General features: G+C 66.0%; 11 protein-coding genes. 9 read left to right on the top strand and 2 right to left on the bottom strand.

What is annotated here, in order from left to right; all coding sequences use genetic code 11:
* The first annotated feature begins 98 nt into the window (after positions 1–98).
* The 3 genes from ABE485_RS10685 (at position 99) to ABE485_RS10675 (ending at position 5,203) form a co-directional block, all read left to right on the top strand.
* Positions 99–2,696, top strand: a complete 2,598-nt coding sequence (locus ABE485_RS10685) for a type VI secretion system Vgr family protein (protein WP_346515273.1) — start codon at positions 99–101, stop codon at positions 2,694–2,696.
* Positions 2,697–2,882: 186 nt separating this feature from the next.
* The gene (locus ABE485_RS10680; RefSeq protein WP_346515272.1) at positions 2,883–4,028 is read left to right on the top strand and encodes a VRR-NUC domain-containing protein; all 1,146 of its coding nucleotides are present in this window, start codon (positions 2,883–2,885) and stop codon (positions 4,026–4,028) included.
* Entirely contained in the window at positions 4,025–5,203 is a 1,179-nt protein-coding gene (locus ABE485_RS10675; RefSeq protein ID WP_346515271.1) for a type VI immunity family protein, read from the top strand. Before ABE485_RS10680 ends, ABE485_RS10675 begins: the two co-directional genes overlap by 4 nt.
* Before the next feature lie 88 nt (positions 5,204–5,291).
* Here the strand turns inward: ABE485_RS10675 and ABE485_RS10670 are convergent, their stop codons facing one another.
* Positions 5,292–6,113 carry an IclR family transcriptional regulator gene (locus ABE485_RS10670; RefSeq protein ID WP_346515270.1) on the bottom strand — a complete coding sequence of 274 codons (822 nt, stop codon included), beginning with the start codon at positions 6,111–6,113 and terminating at the stop codon, positions 5,292–5,294.
* 324 nt (positions 6,114–6,437) lie between these two features.
* On the opposite strand from ABE485_RS10670, the gene ABE485_RS10665 reads away from it, so the two are divergent.
* The 6 genes from ABE485_RS10665 to ABE485_RS10640 all read left to right on the top strand — a co-directional run bounded on the left by ABE485_RS10665 (position 6,438) and on the right by ABE485_RS10640 (position 11,700).
* On the top strand, positions 6,438–7,445 hold the full coding sequence (locus ABE485_RS10665; RefSeq protein ID WP_346515269.1) for a 2-dehydro-3-deoxygalactonokinase: 1,008 nt from the start codon (positions 6,438–6,440) through the stop codon (positions 7,443–7,445).
* Positions 7,446–7,454: 9 nt separating this feature from the next.
* Positions 7,455–8,108: a 2-dehydro-3-deoxy-6-phosphogalactonate aldolase gene (locus ABE485_RS10660; protein ID WP_346515268.1), complete on the top strand. Its 654-nt coding sequence runs from the start codon at positions 7,455–7,457 to the stop codon at positions 8,106–8,108.
* Positions 8,105–9,253, top strand: a complete 1,149-nt coding sequence (gene dgoD, locus ABE485_RS10655; RefSeq protein WP_056559450.1) for a galactonate dehydratase — start codon at positions 8,105–8,107, stop codon at positions 9,251–9,253. Before ABE485_RS10660 ends, dgoD begins: the two co-directional genes overlap by 4 nt.
* A 26-nt stretch (positions 9,254–9,279) precedes the next feature.
* Complete coding sequence (locus tag ABE485_RS10650; RefSeq protein ID WP_346515267.1) at positions 9,280–10,590, top strand: MFS transporter; 1,311 nt, start codon at positions 9,280–9,282, stop codon at positions 10,588–10,590.
* Between the two features lie 166 nt (positions 10,591–10,756).
* Positions 10,757–11,248 (top strand): MarR family winged helix-turn-helix transcriptional regulator, encoded by a 492-nt coding sequence (locus tag ABE485_RS10645; RefSeq protein ID WP_346515266.1) that lies wholly within the window; start codon positions 10,757–10,759, stop codon positions 11,246–11,248.
* On the top strand, positions 11,245–11,700 hold the full coding sequence (locus ABE485_RS10640) for a hypothetical protein (protein ID WP_346515265.1): 456 nt from the start codon (positions 11,245–11,247) through the stop codon (positions 11,698–11,700). Before ABE485_RS10645 ends, ABE485_RS10640 begins: the two co-directional genes overlap by 4 nt.
* A gap of 57 nt (positions 11,701–11,757) precedes the next feature.
* Here the strand turns inward: ABE485_RS10640 and ABE485_RS10635 are convergent, their stop codons facing one another.
* Positions 11,758–14,928, bottom strand: a complete 3,171-nt coding sequence (locus tag ABE485_RS10635) for an autotransporter outer membrane beta-barrel domain-containing protein (RefSeq protein WP_346515264.1) — start codon at positions 14,926–14,928, stop codon at positions 11,758–11,760.
* Between the last annotated feature and the right edge of the window lie 81 nt (positions 14,929–15,009).

Below are 15,009 nucleotides of genomic sequence, written 5' to 3'. Positions count from 1 at the left end.
CCTTGCCATCCCCTATTCGCGGCGGACGCATTCCCCTTTAGGCGGACTGGACGCTCACCGCGCGGCGGGCGAAGGCCTGTCGTCGCCGGGAGCACGTCATGCCTTCTCAATCCGATCTGCGCTTCACCTTTGCTGCGGGAAGCGAGTCCTTCGAAGTGGTCGAGTTCACTTTGCAGGAAGGGCTTTCGCTGGCCTTCCTGCTGCAAGTGGACTTGGCCAGCGCCAATCCCGCCATCGACTTCGGCAAGGTGCTGGACCACGCCGCCCTGCTCACCATCTGGCACGGCAACACGCCCGTGCGCTACGTGCACGGCGCTGTGTCCTCCTTCGTTCAGGGCGAGACGGGCTTTCGCCGCACGCGCTACTCCGCCGTCGTCGAGCCGCGCCTGGCGCGCCTGAAACTCAGCGCCGACTGGCGCATCTTCCAGTCCCTCACCGTCCCGCAAATCGCCTTGGTGGTGCTCAGGGCGCATGGCCTCACCCAGGACTACGAGCAGCGCAATACTACCAAGCACCGGCCGCGCGAGTACTGCGTGCAGGCCGGCGACACCGATTACCAATTCGTCGAGCGCATCATGCGCGAAGAGGGCTTCTTCTATTCCTTTCGCCACAGCGCCGAGGGTCACCAACTCGTCCACAGCGACCGTCTGTTCATACACGGCCGCGTGGGCGACGAGCCCGTGCAATACAACCCCACGCCCGGCGGCGACCAGCCCCAGCCCGCGCTGCGCCGCTTCGCCTACGCCGAAAACGTGCGCACCGCGCGCCAGACCCAGCGCGACTACACCTTCCACCACCCTCGCTATACCCACCAGCACAGCCGCGACGGGCAGGACCTGGACCACCAGGGACGCCGTTACGAACGCTATGACTACCCCGCGCGCGCCAAGTTCGACGAGACCGGAAAACCCTTCGCCGAGAACCGCCTGCGCGGCCGCCGCCGCGATGCGCGCATCGCGCAAGTCGAGGGCGATGACCCGAGGCTGCAGCCGGGCATCTCGTTCACGCTGGCCGGCCACCCGCGCGAGGACATGAACCGCGGCTGGCGCCCCGTACGCATGGTCCACCGCGGCACGCAGCACACCAGCCAGGCCGAGGACAGCGCCCAGGCGCAGGTCGGCATCCACTACCACTACGACGCCGAACTGGTTCCGGACGACGCCGAGTGGCGTGCGGAACCGCTGCCCAGGCCGCGCATCGAGGGGCCGCAGAACGCCATCGTGGTCGGCCCCCCCAACGAGGAAATCCATACCGACGAGTACGGCCGGGTCAAGGTCCAGTTCCCCTGGGACCGCCAGGGCAAGCAGGATGAATACAGTTCCTGCTGGATTCGCGTGTCGCAAAACATCGCCGGCGCCACCTGGGGACACATGGCCATCCCACGCGTCGGCCAGGAAGTCATCGTCTCCTATTTCGACGGGGATCCGGACCAGCCGGTCATCACCGGCCGCGTGTATAACCGCTTGCAGTTGCCGCCCTATGAGCTGCCGAGATTCAAAGACTTGGCAACGGTCAGGAGCAAGGAACACAAAGGCAATCAAGCGAGTGAACTAAGGCTGGATGACACTCCGTCTCAAATCAGCGCCGCGCTGATGAACGATCATGGCGCCAGCCACCTGCACCTGGGCTACCTCACCCATCCCCGCCCCAACGGCGGCGCCCCGCGCGGCGAAGGCTTCGAACTGCGCACGGATTTGCATGGTGCGCTACGCGCTGCGCAAGGCTTGCTTTTGACTACTGAGACGCAAGCCAATGCCCAGGGGGGCCAGCTTGACCGCACTGCAATCGTTGCCGTTCTGGAGGCGGCACTACACCTGGCGCGCAGCCTGGGCAACTATGCGGGCGAGCATCAGGGCATGGCCCATGATCACGAGCCGCGCCAAGCCTTGACCGAATCGGTACGAGACCTCGGCCAGGGCGCCAATGACCAGGCCAAGGGCATTGGCGAAAGCACTGAGCCGATCATGGCCCTCTCCGCAGCAGCCGGAATCGCAGCCGGAACGCCCCGCTCCATCGCCTTTGGCGCGGGCGAGCATCTGGATGCCGCCGCCCAGCGAAATCTGCAGCTGACGGCGGGCGAGCGCGTCGTCGTGAACGCCGGCGACGGCCTCGGCACCTTCGCGCAGCGCGGGGATATGCGCCATATCGCCCATATGGGCCAACTGCTTTTACAGGCCCAACACAACAATATCCACATCGAAGCGGAAAAAAGCGTGGAGGTTCGCGCTAACAACAACCATGTCACGTTGTCCGCCGAGGAACACATCACCCTGCTGTGCGGTGGAGCCTATATCAAGATGGCGGGGGGCAACATCGAAATGGGCATGCCCGGTGCCTTCACTGTCAAGGCGACGAACCACAGTTTCAAGGGGCCTGGAACGATGGTGCCCACGCTCGGCAAGTTCTCCGGCCTGCCCGGTCCCTTTCAGGAGTACTTCGTATTGCGCGACGCGAGCACAAACGAGGTCCTGCCAAACCAGGCCTACGAGATTGTGCGTGCCAGCGGCGGCATCGTGCGTGGGCGCACCGACGATCACGGCCGTACGCAAGTCGTCACCAGCGACACAAGAGAACCCCTGGAAATCTCGGCCATACCGGATCCGGATGACCTCTTGCATCTGAATGCCAGCTACTGGGATGGCGCTGGCGACTATTCGCTGGATTTTCTGCGCAACCCCGCCAAGGAGAAAGGCTGAACCATGGCCCCCCAAACACCACGTACCGGGCCAAAAAACCCGGGGGCAAGTACCCGAGGCTCCACCAAACCTGATGCTTCAGGCCAAGTGCTGCCCGTGACCAACCCGCTTGACCTTTGGTACCTGTGCGAGAAGGCACGCTATGCCAGCGCCAATCCGTACAGGCGTTCTGGCGACGAGGCCCCCATGTATCAACGCACCGTCGCGCTGCTGATTCGGGCAGACAACGAACTCTTTGAATATCGCTGGCCTTATTGCGCCGAAGTGGGCTACGACATGACCAAGACGCCGCCGGCTCCCATCATGAGCAAAAAGCATCCGCATCGGCCGAGCGCCTTTCCGCTATCTCAATACAAGCGGATCAGCAGCCACCACTTTCCGCAGTACAGCAGTCTTGAGGTCATTGTGGACGTATTGAGCCTAGATGAGCTTGAGAAAATGATTCCAGTGCCGTTGCCGTCGAACGCCGATAAAGGCATCTGGCAGGATGTTCAGAAGGTGGGAAAGGGGTTGCTGCGGATTCCTGATGTGGTGAGGGTCATCAACCATACGACGAGGGGTAATCCGCAATACAGCCAGCCCAACCTCGCTGGCGTAATTGAAATGAAGTTTGGAGGAGACTCACTATCTGAAGAGCAGGCAAAGGCCTATGAGCGTATTGCGGGCGATAAATTCAAGTTTCGATTGCTTCATGCCGGCCGGTGCGACAGAGCCGACAGGCGCCAGCGTCGAGAATGGATGACTGCTGCGCAGAAGGAACCCGTCTACAAACCCGTGTCGCAGGCACTTTCCCTCCCTTTGCGAGCTTCAGCCGATCCACACGGTTTGATCGTCGGGCTGATTGATGCAGAGCATCAGGCTGCCCGACGAGTCCTGGAAGTCAGTCCACCGCCTTCGGGAACCCCCGTGATGAGTGCCAGCCCTGATATGCGAGAGGCGAATGCTCGGGCTGCGCGGGCACACGCACAAATTGAAATGACGCTTGCGGCTCCGTTCTTCATTGTGGGTGCCGCAGGCATTGGCACTGACATGGCCACCGTTGCAGGGGGCAGTGCTGCGATCTCCGGGTCAACGTTGACCGCTAGCGCCGGCCCACGAGTGGTGCACTACGGCCGCCTTGTCGCCTGGGGCCGTTTCATCGGAGGGACAAGTGCGGCGGGAACCACTGTGACTTATGCCCAATCGGAAGACGGAAGCTCCGCCCCCGTACTGCGTCCCGAACTTCAACGTCAATGGGACGCCTATCAGGAGTGGGAGGCCAGTCAACGTTATCAACCGCGTACGGAACAGCTGTATCTGTTCTGGCCCGATGCACCGGAAACTACAAGATGACTGATTTCTTCAGCCAGTTCGACGCCGAACGCTGGACTTTCACCTTCATGGATGAGGACGACAATACGCTACCCGTCCAACAGGTCGGAATTGTGGCCATCTTTAGTCTGATGGATGCCTACCTTCCAGTTCGCCGCAAGGGCATTGCCGATGCGTTCTCTCTGTACCATGAACTCTACGGCGATAGGCTCATGGGGGGGTACAGGGAAGATAAGCGCATGATCGTTCGCCCTTTCTCCAAGATGGGCTTTGAAGCCTATCGAGACTACATTGTGAATTCCAGCCCCATGGATGTTGTCGAGTTCAAATGTATGTCTCGGCTAGGCTTGGGACATGTAAGCGATTACGCATTCAGCGTCTACTCGCCTGCTGGCTGGTTTGAGAGCGTGCACAAAACGTTTACTACGGTCCGACTTTACTTGCCTATCGAGGAAATTCGAGGCGTAGGAAAAGCAAGATTTGAGAGCTTTCTGCTGAAGTGTTGTGCCCTGCTTCGCCCCCTCCACGGTGCCGCAGGCTTAGGCATTCAGCAGTGCCACGATTCCGAAGACTACGAGACCATCGAATACGAAATTGCTTGGGCCTATAGGGGTATCGATATCTGCGGAGCAACGGGCAATGAAGCATGGCGCGAGGGTTACTGCAATCTCAACTGGTATACCTTCCTGGCCCATCATTGGGTTGCCACCCTGGGCACGCCCGAGGAGTTGAAGACCAAGCTCAACGACGACCGCATTGCGCTCCTTCCCTACGAATGGGGCACCGCCATCCGGGCAGGCGATTGGCCGGCGCTTGGCAAAGCCCAGACAGACCCGCGACCCGAGCTGTACGTGAAGGTCAACAACGCCATCCGCGCGTTGCGGGTGCAGGACATCGGTTCGCTGCACTACGGCTCCATCGCGGGCGAAGTGCGCTTCAATCCGCTGACCAGCAACCTATGGTTGCGCCGTTTCGATACCCCGCAGGAAATCAAAGACGTGATCGACGAGTCTGGCAAGGTCAAGACCAGCGAGCGCCACTTTCTGCGCATGCCGTCGGGCACGCCCTGCCCCTGGCCAGGCATCTGGATATGCGAAGAGGAACCCTCGCAAGGAAGGCAGCGGTTCATGCACAACGATCCGTTGCCGGAAGTGAACGGAAGAGCGGTTACCTGGCGCCTGGTCCAAGCGCTGTAGGAAGGGAGGCGAACAGGAGCTGGCAGTCATCCGCAAAGGCGGCAGCCTGATCGCCATTGACTCGAAAGGAAGCGTTGGCGGCCAGGTTTCAGCCGCGCTCCACCTTCCAGCCCAGTTCCGCGGAAATTCCCGCCGCCGCGCCCTGCACGACGGGGACCATCTCGCGCATGCGGTCCAGCGACATGTACGGCACGGTGCTGGACACGCTGATCGCAGCCACGATGCCGCTGGACGCATCGCGCACGGGCGCGGCGACGCAACGGATCGAGGGCTCGTTGTCTTCCAGGTCAAAGGCGATGCCCTGCGCGGCGTAGTCGCGCATGCGGTCGCGGAACGCCTCCCAGCCCTGCAGGCCGCCCGGCGCGCGCGACGACACCGGCGCGCCGACGCGATGCAGCGCTTTCCATTGCGGCTCTTCGGCATCGAGCAGCAGCGCCTTGCCCACGCCCGTGGCGGCCAGCGGCATGCGGTGCCCCACGCGCGAACGCATTTCGAGCCCCTTCTTGCCCGGGATCTTTTCCAGGTAGAGCACTTCGTTGTTGTCGCGCACGGCCAGGTGGATGGTGTCGCCCGTCAGGTCGGCCAGGCTGTCCAGATAGGGACGCGCCAGCGTCGCCATCGGGAAGGCCTCGCGCGCCTGGAAACCCAGTTCGATCAGCTTCGGGCCCAGCACGTAGCCCACGCCGGGCAAGGCGCGCAGATAGCGTTCCTGCACCAGGCAGCTGGCCAACCGGTGCGTGGTGCTGCGCGCCACGCCGATGCGCGCGCAGATTTCCTTGAGGTCGCGCGCGCCATCGGCGACGGCCTGCACCACGGCCAGGCCGCGCATCAGCGTCTGCGTGCCGGCGGGCGCGGCGGAATCGGGGTCCAGGGTGGGCGGTTGATCGGGATTCGGGGAAGTGGCGGTCATGAAATTGAAGCGGTGAGGCGGCAGGGTCCAGGCGCAAGCATACCCGGCGCCGCACGCCGGAATGCCCGGAAACACGGGATATCCGGGCCGCAGCGGCGCGTCTGCGTTCGCTGCCCGACCCGATTTTATTCCCTGTATGTGGGATTTAATTCTATATTTTGAGATTTTTCAAGCGCTGATCTAGAATTTTTCGCATCGCCCGCGCCGCGCCTCCAAGCGGCCCGCGGGCTTCAGACAACAACGACCGCGACATCCGCCCGCACCGCGCCCACCCGGCGCGACGCGGGGCAACCGGATACGCGGCCAGAGACGAGACAGACTCTGATGACTACCGGATCGCCCGCCCGTGCGGCTCTTATCGCGCTGGACTGGGGCACCTCTTCGCTGCGCGCGTATCGCCTGGACGCCACGGGCCGCACGCTCGACACGCGCCATCTGCCCTGGGGCATCATGCGCCTGCCCCAACCGTTGCAGGACGGCGCCGCCACCACCGCGCTGTCCGGCTTCGAGCTGGCTTTTGAACAGGCCTGCGGCGACTGGCTGCGCGCCGAACCCGGCCTGCCCGTGATCGCCTGCGGCATGGTCGGCAGCGCCCAGGGCTGGAAGGAAGCCGCCTACCTGGACGTGCCCGTGGACCTGGAACGCATCGGCACGCTGCTGACCGTCGTGGACCGCGAGGGCGCCACGCCCGTCCACATCGTCCCCGGCCTGATCCAGCGCCATGACCTGCCCAACGTGATGCGCGGCGAAGAAACGCAGGTCTTCGGCGTGATGTACGACCAGGCCGGCGGCGACGCCGAGAGCGTGCTGATCGGCCTGCCCGGCACGCACTCCAAGTGGGTCAACGCCCGCCGCGGCCGCGTCACCCACTTCGATACCTTCATGACCGGCGAGGTCTACGCGGCGCTGCGCGGCCACACCATCCTGGGCCGCACCATGGCGGACGCCGCCAGCGCCGACATGGCCGCCTTCGAGCGCGGCGTGAAGGTCGCCGGCGCCCCGGCCGGCCGCGCGGGCGTGCTGTCCACCATCTTCAGCACGCGCGCGCTGGGCCTGACCGGCGAGCTGGCGTCCGAGTCGCAAGCCGACTACCTGTCCGGCCTGCTGATCGGCCATGAAATCGCGGCGCTTGCCGACATGCTGCGCCAGCAGGGCGAACTGCCCCGCATCGTGCTCTGCGGCGAACCCGCGCTGTGCCGGCGCTACATCCTGGCCATGGAGCATTACGGCCTGGGCACGCCCGAACAGGCGCAGAACGCCACCGAACGCGGCCTGTGGCACCTGGCCGTCTGCGGCGGACTCGTCTCCGCCTCCACCCCGATCTCCGCCTAGGAACACTCGATGAACCACACCGGTCTGCAAACCGCCATGGCCCACTGCGGCCTGATCGCCATCCTGCGCGGCATCACGCCCGCCGAAGCGGAACCCGTCGGCCAGGCGCTGTACGACGCGGGCTTTCGCCTGATCGAAGTGCCGCTGAATTCGCCCGATCCGCTGGACAGCATCCGCGCCATGCGCGCGGCGCTGCCCACCGATTGCCTGATCGGCGCGGGCACCGTCCTCAATCCCGACGACTGCGCCCGCATCCAGCAGGCGGGCGGCGAGCTCATCGTCATGCCGCACAGCGACGCGGCCGTGATCCGCGCCGCCAAGAAGCTGGGCATGGCGTCCTGCCCCGGCGTGGCCACGCCCACCGAAGCCTTTGCCGCGCTGGCCGCCGGCGCCGACGTGCTGAAGATGTTCCCGGCCGAACAGCTGGGCCCCGTCGTGCTCAAGGCCTGGCGCGCCGTGATGCGCCCGCCGATCGCGCTGGTTCCCGTGGGCGGCATCACGCCCGACAACCTTTCCATTTATGCCCAGGCGGGCGCCAGCGGCTTCGGCCTGGGTTCCGCCTTGTACAAACCCGGCCTGTCGGCCGCCGACGTCGGCCAGAATGCGCGCGCTTTCGTCGCCGCCTGGCAAAGCGCTTTTTCCGCCCAGGAGACACAAGCATGAAGATCACCAAGCTCACCACCTACATCGTGCCGCCCCGGTGGTGCTTCCTGAAGATTGAAACGGACGAAGGCATCGTCGGCTGGGGCGAACCCGTCGTCGAGGGCCGCGCGCATTCGGTGGCCGCCGCCGTCGAAGAACTGTCCGACTACCTGATCGGCAAAGACCCCCGCAACATCGAAGACCACTGGACGGTCCTGTACCGCGGCGGCTTCTACCGCGGCGGCGCCATCCACATGAGCGCGCTGGCCGGCATCGACCAGGCCCTGTGGGACATCAAGGGCAAGCACCTGGGCGTGCCCGTGTCGCAGCTGCTGGGCGGCAACGTGCGCGACCGCATCCGCGTGTACTCGTGGATCGGCGGCGACCGTCCTGCCGACACCGCCGCAGCCGCCAAGAGCGCCGTCGAGCGCGGCTTCACCGCCGTGAAGATGAACGGCACCGAAGAGCTGCAGTACATCGACTCGTTCGACAAGGTGGAAAAGTGCCTGGAGAACGTGGCCGCCGTGCGCGACGCCGTCGGCCCCAACGTGGGCATCGGCGTGGACTTCCACGGCCGCGTCCACAAGCCCATGGCCAAGGTGCTGATGAAGGAGCTGGACCCGTTCAAGCTCATGTTCATCGAAGAGCCCGTGCTGAGCGAACACTATGAAGCGCTGAAGGAACTGGCCCCGCTGACGTCCACGCCGATCGCGCTGGGCGAGCGCCTGTTCTCGCGCTGGGACTTCAAGCGCGTGCTGTCCGAAGGCTATGTGGACATCATCCAGCCCGATCCGTCGCACGCCGGCGGCATCACCGAAACCCGCAAGATCGCCGCCATGGCCGAGGCCTATGACGTCGCGCTGGCGCTGCATTGCCCGCTGGGCCCCATCGCGCTGGCCACCTGCCTGCAGATCGACGCCGGCTGCTACAACGCCTTCATCCAGGAACAAAGCCTGGGCATCCACTACAACGCCGCCAACGACCTGCTGGACTACGTCAGCAACCGCGAGGTCTTCGCCTACGAAGACGGCATGGTCGCGATTCCGCAGGGCCCTGGCCTGGGCATCGAGGTCAACGAAGAGTACGTCAAGGAACGCGCCGCAGTCGGCCACCGCTGGCGCAACCCCATCTGGCGCCACGCCGACGGCAGCTTCGCCGAATGGTAAGCCGATAAAAGAGAGAGGAGACCCCCTTGTCCACCGCTACCCACGCCGGCCTGCAAAGCGGCCAGCGGCCCAGCCGCAGCCGCTACATCATCATGGTGATGCTGTTCATCACCGTCGTCATCAACTACCTGGACCGCAGCAACCTGTCCATCGCCGCCCCCGCCCTCAAGGACGAGTTCGGCCTGGACACCTGGCATGAAGGCCTGATCCTTTCGGCCTTCGGCTGGACCTACGCCGCCATGCAGATCCCCGGCGGGTGGCTGGTGGACCGCGTGTCCCCCCGCGTGCTGTACGCGGCCGCGCTGATCCTGTGGTCCGCGGCGACGTTCTTCATGGGCTTTGCCGGCAGCTTCATCATCCTGTTCGTGCTGCGCCTGGCCGTGGGCGCGCTGGAGGCCCCCGCCTACCCCATCAACAACCGTGTCGTCACCACGTGGTTCCCGGAACGCGAACGCGCCACCGCCATCGGCTTCTATACGTCCGGCCAGTTCGTCGGCCTGGCGTTCCTGACGCCGGTGCTGGCCTGGCTGCAGCACCACTACGGCTGGCACATGGTGTTCGTCAGCACCGGTCTGCTGGGCATCGTCTGGGGCGTGCTGTGGTTCATGATCTACCGCGAACCGCGCCAGTTCAAGGGCGCCAACGCGGCGGAAATCGAACTGATCCAGCAAGGCGGCGGCGTCGTGGACCTGGACACGCGCGCCCGCGAAAAGAAGGCTCCCTTCAACTGGAACGACCTGGGGCTGGTCATGTCCAAGCGCAAGCTGTGGGGCGTGTACCTGGGCCAGTTCTGCCTGACGTCCACGCTGTGGTTCTTCCTGACCTGGTTCCCCACCTACCTGGTCAAGTACCGCGGCATGGACTTCATCAAGTCCGGCTTCCTGGCATCCGTGCCGTTCCTGGCCGCCTTCATCGGCGTGCTGTGCTCGGGCGTGCTGTCCGACTTCCTGATCCGCCGCGGCGCCACCGTCGGCGTGGCGCGCAAGCTGCCCATCATCCTGGGCCTCTTGATCTCCACGTCCATGATCGGCGCGAACTTCACGGACTCCACGCCGTGGGTGATCTTCTTCCTGGCCCTGGCATTCTTCGGCAACGGGCTGGCGTCGATCACCTGGTCGCTCGTGTCCACGCTGGCGCCCGTGCGCCTGCTGGGCCTGACGGGCGGCGTGTTCAACTTCGTCGGCAACCTGTCGTCGATCTGCACGCCCATCGTGATCGGCTACCTGGTGTCCAAGGACAGCTTCGCGCCGGCCATCGTGTACGTGTCGTCGCTGGCCCTGCTGGGCGCGCTGTCGTACATCCTGCTGGTGGGCAAGGTGGAGCGGATCGAAGCTTGATGGCCCGGCCGGGAAACACCACCCGGGCTCGCTGATCTGACAGGAGGGGCGTCCAATCGGACGCCCCTTTTCTTTGGGGAGCATCCGCCTCCGGCCGTGACCACAGGCCAGGCTGATTATCGTCCCCATATTGACAACCAGTTTCCATTCTTGGAAACTGGTTGTCATGAGCCGATCAAGAACCTCCTCCCTTCCCGAGTTCCCCGCCGATGTCGCGGCGCTCACCGAACTGACGCTGACGGTCTTTCGCACGCATGGCGCCCTGCTGCAATGGGGCGACAAGCTGGTCGAACCCCTGGGCCTGACCAGCGCGCGCTGGCAGATGCTGGGCGCTCTTGCGCTGGCCGGCCAGCCACTCACCGCGCCCCAGGTCGGGCAGGCCATGGGCGTGACGCGCCAAGGTGCGCAGAAGCAGTTGAACCTGCTGGCCGAAACCGGCCTGGTCAGCTCGCAGGCCAATCCCGCCCATCGGCGGTCTCCCCTGTATGCGCTGACGCCGCGCGGACGCCAGCTCTATCTGAAAGCCGAAAAGCTCTGGGCCGCCGAAGCCGCCCAACTCGCAAGCCGCGTTTCGCCTGCGCAGGTCCGGACCGCCCAGGCCACCCTCGACGCGATGCAGGGCCACCTGAACCCCGCGCCTCCCCTGGAACCATCATGAAATCGAAACTGCATGCCATCGCCGGCACGGTCGCCCTGCTGTGCATCGCCGCATTCTGGACGTCGACGCTGGCGTCCGAACTTTTCCTGAGCCAGTCCGCGGTGGTCGCGGTCAAAAACGGAATACTCACGGCGATGTGGGTGTTGATCCCGGCCATGGCGATGACCGGCGCCAGCGGCTTTTCGCTGGCCGCCGGACGCACGGGGCGCCTGCTGGACGTGAAAAAGCGCCGCATGCGCATCGTGGCGGCCAATGGGCTGCTGGTGCTGCTGCCCTGTGCAATCGCCCTGGCGCGCATGGCCGGCGCGGGGCAATTCGATGGCTGGTTCTATGCGGTGCAGGGAGTGGAACTGGCCGCCGGCGCCGTCAATGTCGGTTTACTCGGGCTGAACATGCGCGACGGGCTGCGGCTTGCGCGCAAGCCGCATTCGCGGCAGCAATCGCTGGCTTAGGGATGCCGGCAGGGTGCGGCGGCAATCCTCGGAAGAGGCCGCCGCCTGACCCGCGCGTCAGAACTGCCAGCGCACGTTCACATTAGCCGAGTGCTCCCGGCTGCCGCTGGCGTATTGCCCGGAATACCCCAGGCCCAGCGTGGCCGTCCGGGCGATCGCCATTTCCGCCCCCACCTCCACCAGCGCCGCGTCGCGGCCGATGGGCGCGCCGGCAACCGTGAACGGCTGGCCGGCATCGAACGCCATGACCGACTCGGGCTTCACGTCGCCGAACACGTGGCGCCAGCCCACGGTGCCGAACACCCTGCCCTGGCGGCCGGCGGCATCAAAGCCCTGGGCCGCGCGCAGGCCCAAGGTGGCGTGCGTCTGCTGTGTGCTGCCGGACTCGCCGGACAGGGCGGCAGCGCCGCCGGACTCCGAGAACCCGCGGGTGCGCAGATCGCTCCAGACCAGGCCCGCGAACGGCTCCAGCGTGGTGCGTTCGGCCAATTTCCAGGCATAGGCCAGTTCGGTGAAGACCTGCCCGGTGCTGGCGCCGTAGTCCGCCGTCAGCGCCGGCGTCTGGCTGCTGGCGTAGCGCCGCGTCGAGATGTCGTGCCACGTGTAGCCCGCGCCCGCCAGGAATTGCCAGGCGCCGGGGCCGGCGGCAAAGGACTTGCCGCCATAGACCAGCGCGCTGTAGCTGGACACGTCCGCCTGCGAGGACCGTTCGTCGACCCGGGCCTTGCTGTCGGTGTAGCCCAGCGCGCCGCCGACGCGCCAGCCGGCGCCCACGGCATGGTCTGCGCCCACGAACAGCCCGCCGACGTGCTGGCGGATGCGCGCGGCATTGCCGTCGCCATCGATGGTCTGCCAGTTGCCCACGACCTCCGCCCAGGCCGGCAAGGTACCCGACAGCGGCATTTCCGCGGTCGACACCGGCGCATCGGATGCGCCCGCGGCGGCCGTCGGACTGCCTGCCCGCGCATTCGCCCGCAGGTTCGCGCGCAGCTTGGCCAACGGCGTGGCGCGCGTCTGGGTTGCCGATTGCAGCAGCGTGTTGGACACGCTGGCATGCACTTCGCCCGACAGGCTGTCGAACACATCTTCGGTCTGGCCTTGCGCCAGCGTCGCCACGTACTGGCGCAGCGCGCTGTCGGTGCCCATGCTGTCCAGCGCGCCGGCCACGGCACGCTGGTTGGGCGTGCTGGCGCCGGTGGGAAACGCGCGCGTCTGCAGCAAGCCCAGCTTCACGTCCGTGGCGCTGTAGGAAAGCGTGGGATCCAGGAAGGCATAGTTCGACGTCACGCTCTCGAACTGGCCCTGGACCGAATTGGCGCTGAGTATGGTGTAGCTGAGATTGGGAGTGAAATTTCCGTCCGGCCCCACGTGCAGCACCGAACCCGCCAGGCGCGCGATGCCGTTCACCACGACGCGGTCGCTCTCGGCGGACGCCGGCGCGGCTTCGACGCGGTAAGTCGATCCGGGTGCAAAGGTCAGGTCGCCATTGACCGTCAGCGTGCCGATGGAATTGCCGGGGCTCAGGGTCGACCCGCTGGCCAGCGTGGTCGATCCCACCGCGCCCGAGCCGCCCAGCGTGGCGCCTGCGCCCACGCTCACCGGGCCGGCCAGCGCGCCATTGACCTTGAGCGATCCGCCCGACACGGTCGTCAGGCCCGCGTTGCTGCTGTTGCCGGTCAGGATCACGTCTCCGGACAGGATGTTGACCTGTCCATTGCCCTGAATGCTGCCACCGTAGGTCAGTGCCGGACCGACGAAGTTGAACAGCAGTTCGCCATTGCCCGCGCCGAACCGCAGCACCGGGGCGTTCAGCACGCCGGCTGGCGCCGCGCCGAAATCCGCCGGCGTACCCAGGACCAGCGTGCCCTTGGACCCGGCTGCGTTTGCGATCACGACCTCGCTGGCATTCAGCGCGCCGCCGAACATCAGCAGCAGCCGGCCTTCGCCCCCGTCGCCCACGGTCACCGGGCCGGCCGACGTCCAGTTCGATCCGTCGCCCGTAATCGTCACGTTGCCGTAGGCGCCCGCCAGCCTGCCCAGCGCGCCATTCAAGCTGGATAACCGGCCGCCATCGGCGATGCCCACCGCGCCCCGACCGCCGTTGCCATTTCCGACAATGAAGACGCCACTGTTGTCCCAGGAGGAGCCCACCCCGCCAATCGACGCAGTACCCTCGCTGCCCGACATGCCCCCCACGACGCCGGACGTGCCGCTCAGCGTCGCGCTGTCCGAAATCGTGAGCGTGGCGTTGCCCAGGCTGCCGACCTGGACAGGACCCGAGCTGGTCCAGGATGAGCCCGGACCCGACAGGAAGATGGATCCGGAAGCGCCCGGATTCTCGCCGGCAATGACCCCGCCGCTCTGCACACGCCCTGCATTGCTGATCGCGACCATGCCGACCGCGTTGCGGCCGACACTGAGCGGCATCGCCGAATCCACGCTCGACCCAAGCCCGTCGACCTGCAGGGAGCCCGAAGCCAGCGCCGCATCGCCCAGTACGAGCTGGTGAGCGGTCAGCGTTGCGCCCGCCAGCACGCGCACCGAACCGCGCGCGCTGGTGCTGGCCGGACCGAGCGAGTCCCCGCCCACCTGCAGGGTGGTGGCCTGCAGGGTCGAACCGGCGTCGGACACCAGGATATCGCCCTGGGCATCACCGCCGCTGCCCGCGACCAGCGTGCCCGCCTGCACCACGCCCCCATTGCGGATCGACAGCCAGCCGGCGCCGAGCTCGCCGACATACAGGCTCGACAGCGCCTCGAGCCGGTTGCCCGGGCCCGTTACCGTAACCGTTCCCGTGCTTCCCGCACCCAGGGCGATCGTTCCGCTCATCGTGTTCCAGACGTTGCCGGACCCGAGTCCGCCCACGACCGCGGTCCCGCTGGACCCGGTGGCATTGCCCAGCACGAAGCTGCCGGTGGTCAGGGATCCGCCCGGCAGGAAGACCAGCGCCCCGGCGCCGGTATTGCCCACCCGCAACGACCCCGCCTCCCGCACACCGTCCAATTGGACGGTGCCGACATCGACGTAGGCGTCGTCCGCGATCCCGGGCACGGCGCCGGACCAATTCGCAGGGAATCCCCAATAATCTCCGCCGCCTCCGCCTATCCAGGTGACGGTCGCGGCCGACGCGGAAGGCGAGCCCAGTCCGGCCGCCGCAATGGCGATGGCCGCGGACAGCGGACGCAGGGGAAAGGCGGGAATCACATGTGACAGGCGCATCAGGTTCATTCTTGGCTTCCAGTTCGAGGGGCGCCTGTGCGTTCGCTCCCGCAGTCTGCGCTGCGGCGCTCATCGCACGTTCCGGCGACG

The organism is Achromobacter spanius, from assembly GCF_039673305.1.
GTDB classification, from domain to species: Bacteria; Pseudomonadota; Gammaproteobacteria; order Burkholderiales; family Burkholderiaceae_B; genus Achromobacter; species Achromobacter spanius_F.
The sequence above is the reverse complement of the archived record's forward strand: the minus strand, read 5'-3'. Positions and strand labels throughout refer to the sequence as shown.

What these genes read in the sequence shown, in the direction of transcription:
- ABE485_RS10685 (WP_346515273.1), top strand. Translation starts at nt 99, where the DNA reads ATGCCTTCTCAATCCGATCTGCGCTTCACCTTTGCTGCGGGAAGCGAG.
- ABE485_RS10640 (WP_346515265.1), top strand. Translation starts at nt 11,245, where the DNA reads ATGAAATCGAAACTGCATGCCATCGCCGGCACGGTCGCCCTGCTGTGC.
- ABE485_RS10660 (WP_346515268.1), top strand. Translation starts at nt 7,455, where the DNA reads ATGAACCACACCGGTCTGCAAACCGCCATGGCCCACTGCGGCCTGATC.
- ABE485_RS10635 (WP_346515264.1), bottom strand. Translation starts at nt 14,928, where the DNA reads ATGAACCTGATGCGCCTGTCACATGTGATTCCCGCCTTTCCCCTGCGT.
- ABE485_RS10675 (WP_346515271.1), top strand. Translation starts at nt 4,025, where the DNA reads ATGACTGATTTCTTCAGCCAGTTCGACGCCGAACGCTGGACTTTCACC.
- ABE485_RS10645 (WP_346515266.1), top strand. Translation starts at nt 10,757, where the DNA reads ATGAGCCGATCAAGAACCTCCTCCCTTCCCGAGTTCCCCGCCGATGTC.
- ABE485_RS10670 (WP_346515270.1), bottom strand. Translation starts at nt 6,113, where the DNA reads ATGACCGCCACTTCCCCGAATCCCGATCAACCGCCCACCCTGGACCCC.
- ABE485_RS10680 (WP_346515272.1), top strand. Translation starts at nt 2,883, where the DNA reads ATGTATCAACGCACCGTCGCGCTGCTGATTCGGGCAGACAACGAACTC.
- ABE485_RS10665 (WP_346515269.1), top strand. Translation starts at nt 6,438, where the DNA reads ATGACTACCGGATCGCCCGCCCGTGCGGCTCTTATCGCGCTGGACTGG.
- dgoD (WP_056559450.1), top strand. Translation starts at nt 8,105, where the DNA reads ATGAAGATCACCAAGCTCACCACCTACATCGTGCCGCCCCGGTGGTGC.